Source organism: Phyllobacterium sp. CCNWLW109 (assembly GCF_037203905.1).
GTDB classification, from domain to species: Bacteria; Pseudomonadota; Alphaproteobacteria; order Rhizobiales; family Rhizobiaceae; genus Phyllobacterium; species Phyllobacterium ifriqiyense.
The window spans coordinates 173,252-189,564 of sequence record NZ_JBBCBK010000003.1 but is presented as its reverse complement, the minus strand read 5'-3'; the positions used below and the strand labels follow the sequence as shown (position 1 = coordinate 189,564).

The 16,313-nt window shown below is 53.4% G+C and carries 20 protein-coding genes; 12 read left to right on the top strand and 8 right to left on the bottom strand.

Features of this window, described 5'->3' with window-relative positions:
- Positions 1-9 precede the first annotated feature (9 nt).
- Positions 10-486 (bottom strand): GNAT family N-acetyltransferase, encoded by a 477-nt coding sequence (locus tag V9K92_RS11470; RefSeq protein WP_115054721.1) that lies wholly within the window; start codon positions 484-486, stop codon positions 10-12.
- Positions 487-699: a SlyX family protein gene (locus tag V9K92_RS11465; protein WP_115054722.1), complete on the bottom strand. Its 213-nt coding sequence runs from the start codon at positions 697-699 to the stop codon at positions 487-489. It abuts the gene before it with no gap.
- Positions 700-889: 190 nt separating this feature from the next.
- Between V9K92_RS11465 and V9K92_RS11460 the strand changes: the two genes are divergently transcribed.
- The 7 genes from V9K92_RS11460 to deoA are packed head-to-tail and all read left to right on the top strand — an operon-like array spanning position 890 to position 7,604.
- Positions 890-2,422 (top strand): ATP-binding cassette domain-containing protein, encoded by a 1,533-nt coding sequence (locus tag V9K92_RS11460; RefSeq protein WP_115054723.1) that lies wholly within the window; start codon positions 890-892, stop codon positions 2,420-2,422.
- On the top strand, positions 2,419-2,970 hold the full coding sequence (locus V9K92_RS11455) for a cysteine hydrolase family protein (protein WP_115054724.1): 552 nt from the start codon (positions 2,419-2,421) through the stop codon (positions 2,968-2,970). Before V9K92_RS11460 ends, V9K92_RS11455 begins: the two co-directional genes overlap by 4 nt.
- Complete coding sequence (locus V9K92_RS11450; RefSeq protein ID WP_115054725.1) at positions 2,967-4,109, top strand: ABC transporter permease subunit; 1,143 nt, start codon at positions 2,967-2,969, stop codon at positions 4,107-4,109. The genes V9K92_RS11455 and V9K92_RS11450 overlap by 4 nt, the downstream gene beginning before the upstream one ends.
- The gene (locus V9K92_RS11445; RefSeq protein ID WP_115054726.1) at positions 4,109-5,080 is read left to right on the top strand and encodes an ABC transporter permease; all 972 of its coding nucleotides are present in this window, start codon (positions 4,109-4,111) and stop codon (positions 5,078-5,080) included. Before V9K92_RS11450 ends, V9K92_RS11445 begins: the two co-directional genes overlap by 1 nt.
- Before the next feature lie 2 nt (positions 5,081-5,082).
- Positions 5,083-5,487, top strand: a complete 405-nt coding sequence (locus V9K92_RS11440; protein ID WP_115054727.1) for a cytidine deaminase — start codon at positions 5,083-5,085, stop codon at positions 5,485-5,487.
- Positions 5,484-6,284, top strand: a complete 801-nt coding sequence (locus tag V9K92_RS11435) for a purine-nucleoside phosphorylase (protein WP_337354035.1) — start codon at positions 5,484-5,486, stop codon at positions 6,282-6,284. The genes V9K92_RS11440 and V9K92_RS11435 overlap by 4 nt, the downstream gene beginning before the upstream one ends.
- A gap of 3 nt (positions 6,285-6,287) precedes the next feature.
- The gene (deoA, locus tag V9K92_RS11430; RefSeq protein ID WP_337354034.1) at positions 6,288-7,604 is read left to right on the top strand and encodes a thymidine phosphorylase; all 1,317 of its coding nucleotides are present in this window, start codon (positions 6,288-6,290) and stop codon (positions 7,602-7,604) included.
- On the opposite strand, the gene upp is transcribed toward deoA, so the two are convergent.
- Positions 7,605-8,231 carry a uracil phosphoribosyltransferase gene (upp, locus tag V9K92_RS11425; RefSeq protein WP_115054730.1) on the bottom strand — a complete coding sequence of 209 codons (627 nt, stop codon included), beginning with the start codon at positions 8,229-8,231 and terminating at the stop codon, positions 7,605-7,607.
- Between the two features lie 159 nt (positions 8,232-8,390).
- On the opposite strand from upp, the gene ubiE reads away from it, so the two are divergent.
- The 5 genes from ubiE (at position 8,391) to V9K92_RS11400 (ending at position 13,270) form a co-directional block, all read left to right on the top strand.
- Positions 8,391-9,167: a bifunctional demethylmenaquinone methyltransferase/2-methoxy-6-polyprenyl-1,4-benzoquinol methylase UbiE gene (ubiE, locus tag V9K92_RS11420; RefSeq protein ID WP_115054731.1), complete on the top strand. Its 777-nt coding sequence runs from the start codon at positions 8,391-8,393 to the stop codon at positions 9,165-9,167.
- 7 nt (positions 9,168-9,174) lie between these two features.
- Entirely contained in the window at positions 9,175-10,752 is a 1,578-nt protein-coding gene (ubiB, locus tag V9K92_RS11415) for a 2-polyprenylphenol 6-hydroxylase (protein WP_307282035.1), read from the top strand.
- Between the two features lie 68 nt (positions 10,753-10,820).
- Entirely contained in the window at positions 10,821-12,209 is a 1,389-nt protein-coding gene (gene coaBC, locus V9K92_RS11410) for a bifunctional phosphopantothenoylcysteine decarboxylase/phosphopantothenate--cysteine ligase CoaBC (RefSeq protein WP_337354033.1), read from the top strand.
- The gene (locus V9K92_RS11405) at positions 12,206-12,718 is read left to right on the top strand and encodes a GNAT family N-acetyltransferase (protein ID WP_307282040.1); all 513 of its coding nucleotides are present in this window, start codon (positions 12,206-12,208) and stop codon (positions 12,716-12,718) included. Before coaBC ends, V9K92_RS11405 begins: the two co-directional genes overlap by 4 nt.
- A gap of 15 nt (positions 12,719-12,733) precedes the next feature.
- Entirely contained in the window at positions 12,734-13,270 is a 537-nt protein-coding gene (locus V9K92_RS11400) for a GNAT family N-acetyltransferase (protein ID WP_115054735.1), read from the top strand.
- Between the two features lie 17 nt (positions 13,271-13,287).
- Here V9K92_RS11400 and V9K92_RS11395 read toward each other — a convergent pair whose 3' ends face one another.
- The 5 genes from V9K92_RS11395 to V9K92_RS11375 are packed head-to-tail and all read right to left on the bottom strand — an operon-like array spanning position 13,288 to position 16,312.
- A complete protein-coding gene (locus V9K92_RS11395; RefSeq protein ID WP_115054736.1) occupies positions 13,288-13,653 on the bottom strand; it encodes a hypothetical protein in 366 nt (121 codons plus the stop codon).
- A 26-nt stretch (positions 13,654-13,679) separates the two neighbouring features.
- Positions 13,680-14,225: an SRPBCC domain-containing protein gene (locus tag V9K92_RS11390; RefSeq protein WP_115054737.1), complete on the bottom strand. Its 546-nt coding sequence runs from the start codon at positions 14,223-14,225 to the stop codon at positions 13,680-13,682.
- Between the two features lies 1 nt (position 14,226).
- A complete protein-coding gene (locus V9K92_RS11385; protein ID WP_115054738.1) occupies positions 14,227-14,595 on the bottom strand; it encodes an ArsR/SmtB family transcription factor in 369 nt (122 codons plus the stop codon).
- A gap of 59 nt (positions 14,596-14,654) precedes the next feature.
- A complete protein-coding gene (locus V9K92_RS11380; protein ID WP_337354032.1) occupies positions 14,655-15,659 on the bottom strand; it encodes a proline racemase family protein in 1,005 nt (334 codons plus the stop codon).
- Positions 15,659-16,312, bottom strand: a complete 654-nt coding sequence (locus V9K92_RS11375; RefSeq protein ID WP_337354031.1) for an HAD family hydrolase — start codon at positions 16,310-16,312, stop codon at positions 15,659-15,661. Before V9K92_RS11375 ends, V9K92_RS11380 begins: the two co-directional genes overlap by 1 nt.
- Between the last annotated feature and the right edge of the window lies 1 nt (position 16,313).

Sequence of the window (16,313 nt, the reverse complement as noted above, 5' to 3'; positions counted from 1 at the left end):
AGCCGCCGGTCAGATCATCGGCGGCTTTTTTAATGGCTTTTTCATTATCCACATTCCGGCATTCTCACCGTCTAGCTCTTCTATTTTTTGCCAGCCTATACGTTCATAGTAGCCGGTCTCAGACGTATAGAGATAAAGCTGCTGATGGCCTTGCTGTTGTGCAATCTTTTCCGTTGCTTCTACCATGGCCTTGCCAACGCCGATCAAGCGCATTTCCGGCGTAACATACAGGCTTGCGAGCCAAGGCTGCAGATGAGGATGCGTTTCAAGATCGTTGTCGATCAGCAATGACAGGCCCACAGGCAAGCCGGACACAAAGCCGACAAGTGCTTTCTGGCGACTTTCAGAATTAAGAAAACCAAGGAAGCTATCAATGATTTCTTCCCGGCTGCGGCCGCCGTCACGGCCCCAGGTTATATAATTCCAGCGCGCACATAATGGCACGAGTTCGGGGTGGTTTTCGAGCAACTCTACTTTTGTCATCATTTAATAATGAGGGGGTTTGGTTACGGGCGTATCTTCGGAGGTCTGCTCTTCCAAGACAAGAAAACGATCTGTCAGGGCGTCCAGCTTGCGCCGCATTGCCTCAATAGTTTTCCATTGTTCGGTTAGCTGACCAGAGAGTTCGTCAATCGTATGTTCTTGCTCGGTCACCAGGATTTCAAGCCGCGTAAGGCGGTCATTACTTTCGGCTGTCATTCCCGTCTCCGTTGCTTCTTTTTCTGTCCCGCGTTTTGATATTTGAACAAGTTGATAGCCATTGCGTCAAGGTATGAAGAGATGATAGCGGCTGTTGAATGTTGCTTTTCTTGACTGGAAAGAAAAAATTCCCGTGTTAGGGTCGTAAGCTTCGAAAAACAACAAGAGCTGATCAACAGCGGATGGGGATATGAGCGTAGCTGCAATCGAACTTATTGGCGTGGACAAACGTTTCGGCTCCGTCCACGCAAATCGCGATATTCATCTGACAATTGAGAAAGGGACGATTCACGGCATCATCGGTGAAAACGGTGCCGGAAAATCGACCCTGATGTCCATTCTTTATGGATTTTATCAGGCGGACAGTGGCGAAATTCGCATCAATGGAAAAACGACCAAGATCACCGATCCGAATGCTGCAATCGGAATGGGCATTGGTATGGTGCATCAGCATTTCATGCTTGTTGAAAATTTCACCGTCCTTGAAAATGTGATGCTCGGTGTGGAGGGCGCACCGCTTCTGAAGAACGGTATTGCCAAAGCCCGTGCTGAATTGAAGCGTCTCGAGCAGGAATATGAACTCGATGTGGATCCCGATGCCCTGATTGAAGAGTTGCCTGTTGGGCTGCAGCAACGCGTAGAGATTCTCAAGGCACTCTATCGCGGTGCCGAAATTCTCGTTCTTGATGAACCGACCGGCGTTCTCACGCCGCCCGAAGCAGACCATCTTTTCCGGATTCTCGAGCAATTGAGGGATCAGGGCAAGACCATTATCCTGATCACGCATAAATTACGCGAAATCATGGCCGCAACGGACAACGTATCCGTCATGCGCCAAGGTGCAGTAGTAGCGACAAGAAAAACCAGCGAAACTTCGGTGGAAGAACTGGCTGAACTCATGGTGGGACGGCGTGTTTTGTTGCGTGTCCAGAAGGGCGAGGCACAGCCTGGCGAAGTGAAACTATCGGTGGAAAATCTGACCGTGCGCGATAGTCGTGGCGTGGTCATGGTCGACAATGCCTCGTTCACTGTGCGGGCGGGTGAGATCGTCGGCATCGCTGGGGTGGCTGGCAATGGACAATCACAGTTGATTGAAACAATTGCCGGAATTCGCGCTGCAGTATCAGGCCGCGTTCTCCTTGACGGACAGCTTATCGATATTACAGGTGCTGCCGATCCGGGTGAGTTGCGCGATCGCGGATTAGCGCATGTGCCAGAGGACCGCCACCATATGGGGCTCGTCCTCGCATTCGAGGAATATGAAAATTCGATCCTGGGATATCACGATGATCCGCTTTATCTCAAAGGACCGTTCCTTGATATTGATGCGATCAAAGCAGATGCGCGCAAGAAAATAGAGAAATACGACATTCGTCCGGGTGACCCCAATCTCAAGACCGCAAATTTCTCCGGGGGCAATCAGCAGAAAATTGTCCTTGCGCGAGAGATCGAACGCGACCCCGGCGTCCTTATTATCGGCCAGCCGACACGCGGCGTGGATGTTGGTGCAATCGAGTTCATTCACAAGCGGATTATTCAAATGCGTGATGCGGGCAAGGCGGTCCTGCTTGTTTCCGTGGAACTCGATGAAATCCGTTCTTTGTCGGATCGTATCCTCGTTATGTTCGCCGGCCGCATCGTTGGAGAGCGGGATGCTGAAGCTGACGAAGGCGAGCTCGGCTGCCTCATGGCCGGCGTAGAGCAGCTGGAGGCCGCTGAATGACAACGCAGGCGCTCATTATTATAGATGTCCAGAATGCTATTGATGATCCCAAATGGGGGCGTCGAGGCCAGCCTGAAGCAGAGGCGCGTATAGGTGAATTACTCGGCGCTTGGCGTGAACGCCGTCTGCCCGTCATCCACATCCGTCATGATTCAACCGATCCTGCATCGCCGTACCGCCCCGGCACCCATGGCAATGAATTTAAAGATGAGGTTGCCCCGCAGATGGGCGAGCCGGTCATCGACAAACGCACAAACAATGCGTTCATTGGTACTGATTTGATGGATGTTCTCGATGAATTGCAAGCGCGCAGCCTGGTGGTCACGGGCGTGCTTCTGGAAAATTCCGTTGATGCGACGGTTCGAATGGCTGCCAATCTCGGTTTCGAGGTGATTGTTCCGGAAGATGCTGTCGCGAGCATTGATCGCAAAGACTACCGGGGCAAAAAATGGGTCGCCGAAGACGTGCATGCCTTAGCGCTCTCTGTGCTTGAAGGCGAATATGCCCGTATCACGACATCGACCGAAATTATCGGAAACCTGCCATGAGCCAGCCTTTTGCAAAACTACCCGCTTGGGCAGATTATGGACTTCTGCCGCTGATCAATCTCATCGTCGCCTTCTTCGTGGCAGGTCTTGTCGTCTTGCTCGTTGGTGAAAGCCCGATCGAAGCTGCGGTTCTTATGGTTAAGGGTGCTTTTGGCACAGGCGACGGCGTTGGATATACGCTCTACTACGCAACCAATTTCATCTTTACCGGGCTTTGCGTTGCAGTTGCCTTCCACTGCGGCCTCTTCAATATTGGCGGCGAGGGCCAAGCCTATATTGGTGGTCTCGGCGTTGCTTTCGTCGGTCTTGGCCTCGGCGATACCCTGCCATGGTGGATCGTCTTTCCATTGGCAATTGTGGCTTCCGGCATAGCCGGTGCCTTGTGGGCGCTCATCCCCGCGTGGCTACAAGCGCGCCGTGGTTCTCATGTTGTTATTACCACCATCATGTTCAACTTCATTGCCGCTAGCATCATGGTCTATATCGTGGTGCAAATTCTCAAGCCAATGAACATCCAATCGCCGGAAACCCGCGTTTTTGGAGAGGGTGGGCAATTGCCAAGCCTTGGATGGTTGTTGAACGCTGTGGGTCTCAACATGCGCTCCGCCCCTCTCAATCTCAGTTTTCTCGTATCCCTCATTGCAGCGTTTCTGGTGTGGGTACTGATCTGGCGGACAAAGCTTGGATATGAAATCCGCACAATGGGCTTTAGCCCGAAGGCGGCTCGATATGCCGGCATAAGCGAGATGCGTATCATCATCATCGCCATGATGATTTCAGGCGCCTTGGCCGGTATGATGGCACTCAATCCGATCATGGGAGCGCAGCACCGCCTGCAGCTTGACTTTGTTGCGGGGGCTGGTTTCGTAGGCATTGCCGTTGCGCTCATGGGTCGTTCCCATCCGGTCGGTATTGTGCTGGCGGCAATCCTTTTCGGTATGCTCTATCAGGGCGGCGCTGAAATCGCTTTCGATATGCCAAATATTTCACGCGACATGATCGTGATTATTCAAGGTCTGGTCATTCTTTTCGCTGGGGCACTCGAACACATGTTCCGGCCAACCTTGCAGCGCATTTTCCATGGCTTTTCACTTAAAAAAGACCAGACAGCGCCCGTTATTGCTGGAGGTGGCCAGTAATGGAAAGCTTCATCACCATCCTGCAATTGTTCGATTCGACGATCCGCCTGTCGGCTCCCTTGCTGCTCGCCTGTCTGGCAGGACTCTATTCCGAACGTGCTGGCATCTTCGACATCGGCCTTGAAGGCAAAATGCTTGCCGGTGCTTTTGCAGCGGGCGCTGTTGCAACATGGTACGGTTCTGCTGGTCTTGGCCTTTTAGCTGCCATTGCCGTGTCGGTGGCTTTAGGCCTTGTGCACGGCTTTGCCTCCATCACCCACAGGGGAAATCAGATCGTCTCGGGCGTTGCAATAAACTTCATTGCAGCGGGAACGACAGTTATTCTTGGACAGGCATGGTTTCATCAGGGGGGACGGACTCCGTCTTTGCCGAACACTGCGCGGTTCAATGCGATCAATCTGCCCGGCGCCGAAACTTTGCGTGAGATTCCGATCATCGGACCGATCTATTTTGAACTCATATCCGGCCATTCCATCCTCGTTTATCTTGCTTTCCTGCTGGTGCCTTTGACATGGTGGGTGCTTTATCGCACACGTTTTGGCCTGCGTTTGCGCGCTGTGGGTGAAAATCCGGCGGCCGTTGACACAGCGGGTATTTCAGTTCCGTGGCTGCGCTATCGCGCGGTCATTTGCTGCGGAATTCTGTGTGGTGTTGCCGGTGCCTATCTCGCCACAGCGCAAGGCGCTGGCTTCGTGAAGGATATGACCGCAGGCAAAGGCTATATTGCCCTTGCCGCTTTGATTTTTGCAAAATGGCGTCCAGTCCAGGCAATGTATGCCTGCCTCCTATTCGGGTTCCTCGACGCTTTGGGCATCCGTCTTCAGGGCCAGACTCTGCCGTTGATCGGTGAGGTGCCGGTGCAACTCATGCAGGCGCTGCCCTATATTCTTACGATAATTCTGCTTGCCGGATTCATCGGCAAGGCAATTCCGCCAAAAGCTGGCGGTGTTGCCTATGTCAAGGAAAGATAGCTATGAGTACGGACTTGTTTGATGCGGCATTCGCCGCCATGCAGAAAACCCATTCGCCTTATTCGCAATTTCCGGTGGGCGCCGCACTGCGTACCAGTGACGGGCGTATCTATTCGGGGTGCAATATTGAAGTGGTTTCCTATCCGGAAGGCTGGTGCGCCGAAACAACTGCGCTTTCGCATTTTGTGATGGGTGGTGGCGGCACGATTACCGAGATCGCTGTCGTGGCCGAAAAAAAGGCAAAATGCACACCCTGTGGAGGTTGCCGCCAACGGTTGGCCGAGTTTGCTGGCCCCGATACGCTGCTCCATCTTTGCGACAATGACGGGATCATTCAAACCCTGACAATGAAAGAAATATTCCCTTTCGGTTTTGAAGCGGAAGTGCTCGGTAAAGGTGCTGCATGATTTCGCCAGCCACGACCACGCTCATCCAAAAACTGAACGGTCTTGCCCCTCGTATTGCTTTGGTGCTCGGCTCCGGCCTCGGCTCGCTGGTTGAAGCGGTCGAAGATGCAATCCACATACCTTATTCGGATCTGCCAGGCTTTCCTCATAGTGGCGTTTCAGGCCATGCGGGCGAGGTGGTTGCCGGTTATCTTTCGGGCAAGCCGATCCTGATGCTCGCAGGGCGGGCGCATTATTACGAAAAGGGTGATGCCTCTGTTATGCGCCCGGTAATTGCGGCGCTTGCTGAAATAGGCATTGAGAGCATTATTCTAACCAATGCGGCGGGCTCGATACGTCATGATTTGGCACCGGGCAGTGTGATGCTTATAGACGACCATATTAATTATTCAGGGCTGAATCCGCTGATAGGTGAGCCGTCTGACAAACGTTTTGTCGGCATGACAACAGCCTATGATCAGCAATTGAAAGATGCCCTGATCATTGCTGCCAGTGAAGTTGGCGAGAAATTGGCGCAAGGTGTTTATATGTGGTTCTCGGGGCCATCATTCGAAACGCCTGCAGAGATTCGTATGGCAAGGACTCTTGGTGCAGATGCTGTGGGCATGTCGACAGTGCCGGAGGTCATTCTCGCGCGGTTTTATGGATTGCGCGTGGCGGCCTGTTCAGTCATCACAAATTTCGGTGCTGGAATGACCGGGGCGGAACTGTCGCATGAAGAGACCAAGGATGTTGCTCCGCAGGGTGGTGCGCGTTTGCAGAAGATCATCCGCTCTCTTATTCAGGAAATAGGTTAGCCAATGGAGCTGCCGCAAGAAATTATCCGCCGCAAGCGCGACGGCGAGACACTGAGTGCAGCCAATATCACCGCCTTCGTCAATGCCATGAGCGCAGGTTCCATTACCGATGGTCAGGTTGCGGCCTTCGCCATGGCTGTTTTTTTCAACGGCATGAAACGCGAGGAAGCAGTGGCACTCACCCTCGCCATGCGCGATTCAGGGGATGTGCTGGATTGGTCGGATTTACCCGGCCCCGTTGTTGACAAGCATTCAACCGGCGGCGTTGGGGACAATGTGTCCTTGATGTTGGCACCACTCGCAGTTGCCTGCGGCGCCTATGTTCCGATGATATCAGGCAGAGGTCTCGGTCATACAGGCGGGACGTTGGACAAGATGGATTCGATCCCCGGTTACATCAGCCAGCCGGATAACACTCTGTTCCGGAAAGTTGTGCGGGAAGTGGGGTGCGCCATTATTGGCCAGACCGCCAATCTTGCACCGGCAGACAAGCGGTTTTATTCCATCCGGGACGTTACAGCGACGGTGGAATCCATTCCGCTGATAACGGCTTCGATACTATCGAAGAAACTTTCTGCAGGGTTGAATGCGCTCGTCCTTGACGTGAAATCCGGCAATGGTGCTTTTATGGCCCGAAACCGCGACGCGGTGGCCTTGGCAACCAGTATAGTCGAGGTGGCAAACGGCGCAGGCCTGCCAACGACAGCGCTTTTGACTGACATGAATGAGCCGCTTGCTTTGGCCGCTGGCAATGCGGTTGAAGTCAAAAATGCTGTTGATTTCCTGACGGGTGATCGTCGCGATACCCGATTGGAAAGTGTCACACTGGCACTCGTTGGAGAAATGCTCTTATCTGCACGGCTTGCGCCAAATCTGAAGGCCGCAATAGACAAGACGCGGGAAGCACTCAACAGCGGCAAGGCTGCAGAAGTGTTCGGACGCATGGTTGCTGGTCTAGGCGGGCCGAGCGACTTTATCGAAAAGCTCGATCATTATCTGCCGAGAGCGCCCATCACAGTCGAAGTAAGTGCGCCTGTTGCGAGTTATGTTGCATCCATTGATACCCGTGCCATTGGCGTCACAGTCGTGGCGCTGGGTGGTGGCCGTATCAGACCGCAAGACCCCGTTGACCACGCTGTCGGGATCACAGCGCTACAACCCATCGGTGCTAAAATGGAGAAGGGTGAGCCAATTGCGCGGGTCCATGCCCGCACGCAGGATGATGCGAAGACTGCGGCGCTTGCTATCGAAAAAGCTTATGGTTTTACGGATCGCAAGCCCCGAACAGTCAACCCGGTCCTGCGCCGCATTGGCGCGTAGTTACTTCGTGCCGTACATGCGGTCGCCAGCATCGCCGAGCCCCGGAACGATATAGCCTTTTTCATTGAGGTGGCTGTCTATGGCAGCCGTAAAAACCGGCACATCCGGATGGGCTTCGGTAAAGCGCTTGATTCCTTCTGGCGCCGCTAACAGGCAAAGGAAGCGGATATTGCTGGCGCCGCGATCTTTCAATTTCTGAATTGCGACAATTGCTGAATTGGCCGTTGCAAGCATGGGGTCAACGACAATGATGAGGCGGTTGACGATATCTTCCGGTGCCTTGAAATAATATTCAACTGGCTGCAACGTATCGTGATCGCGGTATAGTCCGATATGTGCAACGCGTGCCGCAGGCACAAGGTCCAGCATGCCCTCAAGCAAACCATTTCCTGCCCGCAGGATCGATGCAAAGACCAGCTTCTTGCCTTCTATGACCGGCGACTCCATTTCCACCAGCGGGGTCTGTATCGTGATATTTGTCAGTTGCAGATCGCGGGTCACTTCGTAGCAGAGCAGCAGGGATATTTCCTTCAGCAACCGTCGAAATCCGGCGGTGGAGGTGTCCTTGTCGCGCATGATAGTTAGCTTGTGCTGAACAAGCGGGTGGGAAACGATGGTCACGCCCATGGGGATTCCTTTAAACTGAACTTGCCCGACCTTATCTGTTGATGAGCCTGATCGCAAAGCGTGTGTGCTGGAGACGCACAGTTTTGTCGCGCAACAGGCGATGGTCTTCTGCGTCTCAATATTCTATGGTTCCGGCGAATTATACAGGCAGGTAAGAAAATGAACCAGCAACGCACCGGTGCACAGGGTGGCATGGAAACATCCTTCGGCTTTCAGGATGTGAGCGACGGCGAAAAACAGACCCGGGTCAATGACGTCTTTCATAGGGTAGCCAAGCGCTACGATGTCATGAACGACCTTATGTCAGGCGGTCTTCATCGGGTCTGGAAAGACTCGATGATTGCATGGCTGTCCCCGTCGAAAACCGCAAATTGGAAGGTGCTGGACGTCGCTGGTGGCACGGGAGATGTTGCGTTCAAGATTGTGGAGGCATCCGGGCGCAATGCGCATGCGACGGTATTGGATATTAACGGCTCCATGCTTGGGGTTGGTCAAGACCGAGCTGCCAAAAAAGGCCTCGCCGAAAATACCGAATTCGTTGAAGCCAATGCGGAAGAGCTTCCGTTTGAAAGCAACAGGTTCGATGCCTATACAATCGCATTCGGCATTCGAAATGTCCCGCATATAGATCGCGCCCTGTCTGAAGCATATCGCGTGTTAAAACCAGGCGGGCGCTTCCTTTGCCTTGAGTTTTCCGAAGTTGAACTGCCTGTTCTGGACAAGCTTTATGATGCCTGGTCCTTCAATGCCATTCCAAAGATCGGCAAGGCCGTAACAGGTGATGCCGACAGCTATCAGTATTTGGTGGAGTCCATTCGCAAGTTTCCGCGACAGTCGGATTTTGCTGACATGATCCGCAAAGCCGGGTTTGAGCGAGTGAGCTGGCGCAATTTCACCGGCGGCATTGCGGCGCTGCATTCCGGCTGGAAGTTGTGATTTCTGAATGAGTAGTTTTGCAGCAACATTTCGCTTGATGCGAGCCGGGTGGATATTGACCCGTGAGGGCGTAATAGCCGCACTTCCCGCTGATGGTTTGAGCGGTATTCCCGCGTTTGGGCACAAGATTGCAGGCCTTCTCGCTCGCCGCCGTGCGCTGACGGCGCGCCGCTCGGAGCGCATGTCCCGGGCCATCAACAAGCTTGGGCCATCCTACGTAAAATTGGGCCAGTTCCTGGCAACCCGCCCCGATGTCGTCGGGACTGAGGTCGCCGATGATCTGGCACTGTTGCAGGACCAGCTCGACTACTTTCCGATGGAGGCCTCGATCAAAGCGATTGAGGGATCGTTGGGCCGCTCGGTCGACGATCTCTTTGTCAATGTTGAGCCACCCATTGCTGCGGCGTCTATTGCCCAAGTGCATCCCGCTTATGTGAAAACCAGTGAAGGAAGCAAAAAGGTTGCCGTCAAGGTTGTGCGTCCAGGTGTTCGGCAACGTTTTAACAATGATCTTGAGAGCTTCTTTCTGGTTGCCCGCTGGCAGGAACGTTACGTTCCGGCAAGCCGCCGTTTGCGGCCCATCGAAGTAACGCGCACCTTGGCGCAGACCACACGTATTGAAATGGATCTGCGCCTTGAGGCCGCGGCTCTTTCAGAAATTGGTGAAAACACGAAAGATGATCCGGGCTTCCGGGTGCCAGCCGTCGATTGGGAGCGTACAGGGCGCGACGTGCTGACGCTTGAGTGGATCGACGGTGTCAAAATGTCGGACATTGAAGGGTTGCGCGCCGCTGGCCACAATCTCATCAAGCTCGCCGAAACTCTGATCCAGTCATTCCTGCGTCATACACTGCGCGATGGGTTCTTTCATGCGGACATGCATCCGGGTAATCTGTTTGTCGATGCTGACGGCAATATTGTTGCAGTGGATTTTGGTATTACCGGCCGACTCGGGAAGAAGGAGCGCCGGTTTCTTGCCGAGATACTCTATGGCTTTATTACCCGTGATTATGTGCGTGTAGCCGAGGTGCATTTCGAGGCTGGCTACGTGCCACATCATCATGATGTTGCAAGCTTTGCCCAAGCGATCCGTGCGATAGGCGAGCCCATTCATGGCCAGCCTGCCGAAACCATTTCAATGGCCAAGCTCCTTACTTTGCTGTTTGAGGTAACGGAACTTTTCGACATGGAAACGCGCCCTGAACTGGTTATGCTCCAGAAGACCATGGTTGTTGTCGAGGGTGTGTCACGTACGCTCGATCCGCATTTCAACATGTGGAAAGCGTCCGAGCCTGTCGTTGGCGACTGGATCAAACGCAATCTGGGTCCGCAAGGTATTCTTGTTGACGCGCGCGAGGGTGCGTTGTCCCTGTTGCATCTGGCGCGTCAAGCGCCTGATCTGGTAGCACGTGCTGACAGGTTGTCGCTTGAACTGGATCGCATGGCCGAAAAGGGTTTGCGGTTTGATGATCAGACGGCCCATGCCATCGGCAAGGCCGAAGCGCGGCACACACGATCAGGCCGAATTGCCCTCTGGGTGATTGCAATTTGCTTCGTCATTATAACCTACGAGCTTTTATCTTAACAGAATTTGCGCTAAGTTGATTGCAATGATTGCACATTTGCAATCGTTCTCTTGTGGAGTGCAATCAAATGGCCAGCATAACGATCCGAAATCTGGATGACGCCACCAAGGAAAGATTGCGACTTCGCGCGGCCTTGAATGGGCGCTCAATGGAAGAAGAAGTCCGGCTTGTTCTTGGTGAACTTGACAATGAGCCGTCAACTCCAGCGACTTTGCCACATGCTCTTTCAACCGCTTCAGGATCGCTTGCGGGGCGGCGTATTCTTCTGATCATAGGCGGCGGCATAGCGGCTTATAAGTGTCTTGATCTTATCAGGCGCCTGCGGGAACGCGGCGCTAAAATTCGCCCCATATTGACCAAGGCTGCCGAAGAATTCGTAACGCCTCTGGCCGTGGGTGCGCTGGCGGCGGATAAAGTATTCACCGAGCTTTTCTCCAGGGAAGACGAGCACGATGTCGGCCATATCCGCCTGTCACGCGAAGCCGATTTGATTGTTGTGGCTCCGGCAACGGCTGATCTTATGGGGAAGATGGCAAATGGTCTGGCGAATGATCTTGCCAGTGCCGTCTTATTGGCGACGGACAAGCCCGTGCTGATTGCCCCGGCAATGAACCCGAAGATGTGGAATCACGCCGCGACCAGGCGCAATCGCGCCACATTGGAAAAGGATGGCATCCGTTTCATCGGCCCCAACAGGGGCGAAATGGCAGAAAGCGGCGAGAGTGGCGCAGGGCGAATGGCGGAACCGATGGAAATCGTGGGTGCTATCGAAAAACTACTCGGCAACACGCCAAAGCCACTGTCCGGGAAGACTATCATAATGACGTCCGGCCCGACGCATGAGCCAATTGATCCGGTGCGCTATATCGCCAACCGTTCGTCGGGCAAGCAAGGGCATGCAATTGCCGCAGCTCTTGCACGTCTTGGTGCTACAGTGCGGCTGGTATCCGGCCCGGTCACTATTCCGGATCCCGAAGGTGTCTCAGTGATTCATGTGGAATCCGCCCGTGAGATGCGTGATGCGGTCGAGCAGCTTCTGCCTGCGGATGCTGCCGTGATGGTGGCTGCAGTCGCAGACTGGCGATATGCGAATGAAGCGAATGAAAAGATAAAGAAACACCCGGGCGAAAAAGCACCCGCCCTGCAGATGGTGGAAAATCCGGATATTCTGGCAGGAGTAGGGCATAGTAAACTGCGCCCGCGGCTGGTTGTCGGCTTTGCAGCGGAAACGCAGGATTTGCTGATTAATGCGCAAAAAAAACTCGACAAGAAAGGCGCCGATTGGATCGTTGCCAATGATGTAAGTCACACCAAGGGCGTTATGGGAGGCGACCGGAATGCCGTGCGCATCGTGACCCATACAGGCGTTGAAGAATGGCCGGACATGAGCAAGGAGGAAGTTGCGGAGCGTCTTGCTCAGAAGATCGCCACGGCTCTGCAGCAGCTTGAAGCATGAAGATTGTCATTCGCGAAGCTTTGCATTCCGATGCGCAAAATCTCGCCGCGCTCTCCATTCAAGTATGGCTGCACACATATGCCAAGGCGGGTATCCGGGACGTTTTCTCGCGCTATGTCTTTGCAGAGTTTACTGCTGAACGTTTTGCCGGAGAAATAGAAAGCCGAATAAAACAGCTCTACGTGGCAGAGGTGGAAAATCACCTCGTTGGATATGTCCGGCTCAATCTTGAAGCGGAATGTCCAATTCGTCATATCGGCCAGCCGGAAATAGAGACGCTTTATGTACAGGAACATTTCGCTGGTTGCGGCATTGGAAGCGCCCTGCTCAATCACGCCGTTGAAGCATGTCAATCGCATGACCATCGCCAGGCATGGCTCACGGTGAATCAGCAGAATTTGCCGGCTTACAGGTTTTACCAACGTAAGTTGTTTCAAAAGATCGGCACGGTGGATTTTGTGCTTGAAAGTGAACGTCATGCCAACGATGTTCTGGTAAAAGTTTTCTAGTTATTGGAATTGAGCATGACCAAAATTTCCGTCCCAGTTCTTGAAACCGAACGGTTGATCCTGCGTGGTCATCGCGAGGATGATTTCGAAGCGCTGCATGAAGTTTGGACCCAGCCCGCAGTCTATCAATATATCTCGGGGCAGCCGTCCACGCGCGAGCGCTCATGGGGACGTCTGCTGCAATATATCGGCATGTGGCATGCGATTGGCTATGGTTTCTGGGCCTTGGAAGAGAAGGCGACCGGTCGTTATATTGGCGATGTCGGCTTTGCCAATTTCAACAGAGAAATCGAGCCACCCTTCGGTGACACGCCGGAGATGGGATGGGTATTATCGCAAGAGATTCACGGCAAGGGTTATGGCAATGAAGCGCTGGAAAAGATGCTTCATTGGGGAACGGGTTTCTTCAAGGCCACAAGCACACGCTGCATCATCTCGCCGGACAATATCGCTTCGCGCCGGATTGCCGAGAAAAATGGCTTCCGCAAAATCGCGGAAACCACTTATACAGGTGAGCCCGTCTGGCTGCATGAAAGGCTGTTTGAACGCTAGAGAAAATTTTGCTCTAGCTACCAGCCTTCGCCCTTTTGCGACACATGATGAATGATCTGGCAAGGGCTGGTGATCCAGAAATCCTTGTGCCCTTCCGGCAATTCTTCGATTTCGTCGCAACGCATGATACCTGCCTCAGAAAGATGTCCGGCGGCAGCGCCGACATTGTCAGCTGCGATTTCCAGCCAAAGCTCGGACTGGCTGAGACCGGGTGCCTTGTCGATCCAAAGCTGATTTGATCCGAAATGAAAGCCCACATGGGGCAGATGGTTCGTCAGTGGCTCCAAACCGATGATGTCCCTGTAGAATGCGACTGTTGCCTCATACTGATGAGGGGGAACCTTCATCGCAATATTGTGGCTTCCCTCATAAGAAGGTCTCATGATTTTCTCTCCCATAAGATGCTTGTTCAATTGCCAATGAGCTGCTGGTATTCCGGCTCAATACGACTGTGGTTTTCCCAGAAATCCTTGACCTGCCGCCCTTCCATATGGGCAATCAGCACCGCGAGATGGACGTGCCAGCCAGCCGCTACGCTGACCATGGAATTTCTGCTTGCAAGGCGTGTATGTGTAATCGTCAGTTGCGTATCATTCCCCAGGGCGGCAAGTTCGAATGTCACCTCCGAAGGTTCGTTTGGCCCATCAGGCCATGTGTAACTGAGGATATGCGGAGGATCATAGCGTGTCACTTTCCCCTTATTCGTATGACCCTCATATTTCTTGTATTCCTCGGGTACGGGATCTTGCGATAGTTCTGAATGGTGAAAGGTCAGTTCCACATCGCCTCCGACGAAGCTGGAGATGGGCCCTCTCGCCAGCCATTTACGCCTCTTGTCCGATTCAGTCAGATAAGCCCACACCCGCTCGACGGGACCCGGCAGCACCCGTTTGATACAAACGGTTCCCGGTGCAGTGACGACGCCGAGGGTATTATTTCCAAGGTGCTCGTTCATTTCATTCTCCTCCTTTCCCGGTTGCAGACTTTGATGCTGCTGCATCTTCCTGGCGTAGGATAGCTTCAAGATCATCAAGCCTTGCGGTCCAGAATTTCTCATAAGTGCTCAACCATTGTTGCGCCTGCGCGAGCTTGGCAGCTTCAAGTTGGCAGATATGGGTTCTGCCTTCGATGCGCCGTCGAACGAGGCCGGCACTCTCCAGAACCTTGATATGTTTCGATGCCCCTGCCAGGGACATCTGAAAGGGCGTTGCCAGATCGCTGACAGAATGTTCGCCCGCTGTAAGTCGCTGCAATATCGCCCGCCGTGTCGGGTCGGAAAGCGCATGAAATACGGCGTCGAGATGTGATGTATGAAATTCAACCATGTGGTTTAGTATCACGGCAACAAAAGATAGTCAACCATATGGTTTACTATTTAGAATCTTCAGGAAATAAGGAATCCAGTTCCGAGCGGGTCGCCATCTTCAACGATGAATTCGGCCATACCGCTGTAATAAGCATGCCCGGAAACACGCGCGGTTATTGCATCAAACTGCCCCGCCTTCGTCGTGGTCTCAACAAAACCCGCAAAGCGCGAGCCGACAATGCTTTCGAATATCCGGGCTGTGCCCTTAACAATCTGCCCCTTGGCGTGCATTGCCGCAAGCCTGGCCGTAACACCCGAACCTGTCGGGGAACGGTCCAGCTGTGCGTCAGCGAAGATGCAGACGTTTTTCGTCGGCGCTTCATTCCACTCGTCGGCACCATCGGTTAAAATCGAACCGTAAAGGAATGCCAAATCCTTGTGATCGGGATGATCAAGCGGGACTGCTTCTTTCACGGCCTTGGTCAGCACTGTGGCAGCATGTTTAAATGCAGAGGCGGCGTCGCGTCCGAATTCGAGGCCGAATTGATGGCAATCGGCGAGAGCATAAAAAGCGCCGCCATAGGCCACATCAAAACTGATCTTGCCGAAATCCGGAACGTCGACGATCTGGTCGCTTGCAAAAAGGAAGGCCGGAACGCTTTCGAACGAGACGCTGCCAGACTTTCCGTCACGAACTTCCACGGAAGCGACGACCATACCGCAAGGGCATTCGATGCGAACGGTGGTTACTGGCTCCACCTTGGCCACGAGACCATAGTCAACGGCATAACGGCCAAGCGCAATAATGGCGTGGCCACACATGGTAGAATAACCCTCATTGTGCATGAACAGCACAGCGAGGTCGGCATCGGGAAGATCGGTATCAACCAGCAACGCGCCATACATATCGAAATGACCGCGTGGTTCGAACATCAATATCTTCCGCAGATGATCGAGCCGATCTCGAACATAGGCCCGCTTGCTTAGAATGGTTCCCTTTGGCAGCTTGGGATAGCCATCAATAATGATACGCAGAGGTTCGCCACCCGTGTGCATATCAATCACTTTCAGGGGACTATTCATCAGCTGATTTCCAGCAAGGCAGGAAGTTTTCGCATGTCGTCAAAGAGTATGCCGCCTGCTGCAGCCAGGCCTTCATGATCGGCATGCTCATCGCCGCAATAGGAAAATACGCGCATGCCCGCTGCTATCCCGGCCACCGTTCCTGCCACACTGTCTTCAATCACGACAGCCTGGCTTGGATCATACCCCATCTTGGCAGCAGCATGGAGAAACAAGTCAGGGAAGGGCTTTCCGCGCGCAACCATTGATGCGCTGTAAAGAACATTTTCGAAATGATCAATCAGCCCGGTTTTGCCGAGTGTGATGTGCATTTTCTCCACATTGGCGGAGGATGCAACGCAATAGGGAAGCCCCGCGTCCTTAACAGCAGCAATAACACTCTCGATATGGGGGATGGCCTCTACATTCTCGAAAATAACGGGAATAGCTCGATACCAACGTTCGACAAAATCATCGCCTAATGAATAGCCCAAGGCCTCGACCTTCTCCTGAACCGCCCGCATCGGCATGCCGGTATAGGTTTTGCGGAGTTCGGAAAAGCTGGTTTTAAAACCGGCTTCCCCAAGCATCTTGACCAGATGATGATTGCCGACGGTTTCGGTATCGACAAGCACGCCGTCACAATCGAAAATCACCAGGTCTGGACGGGCCATA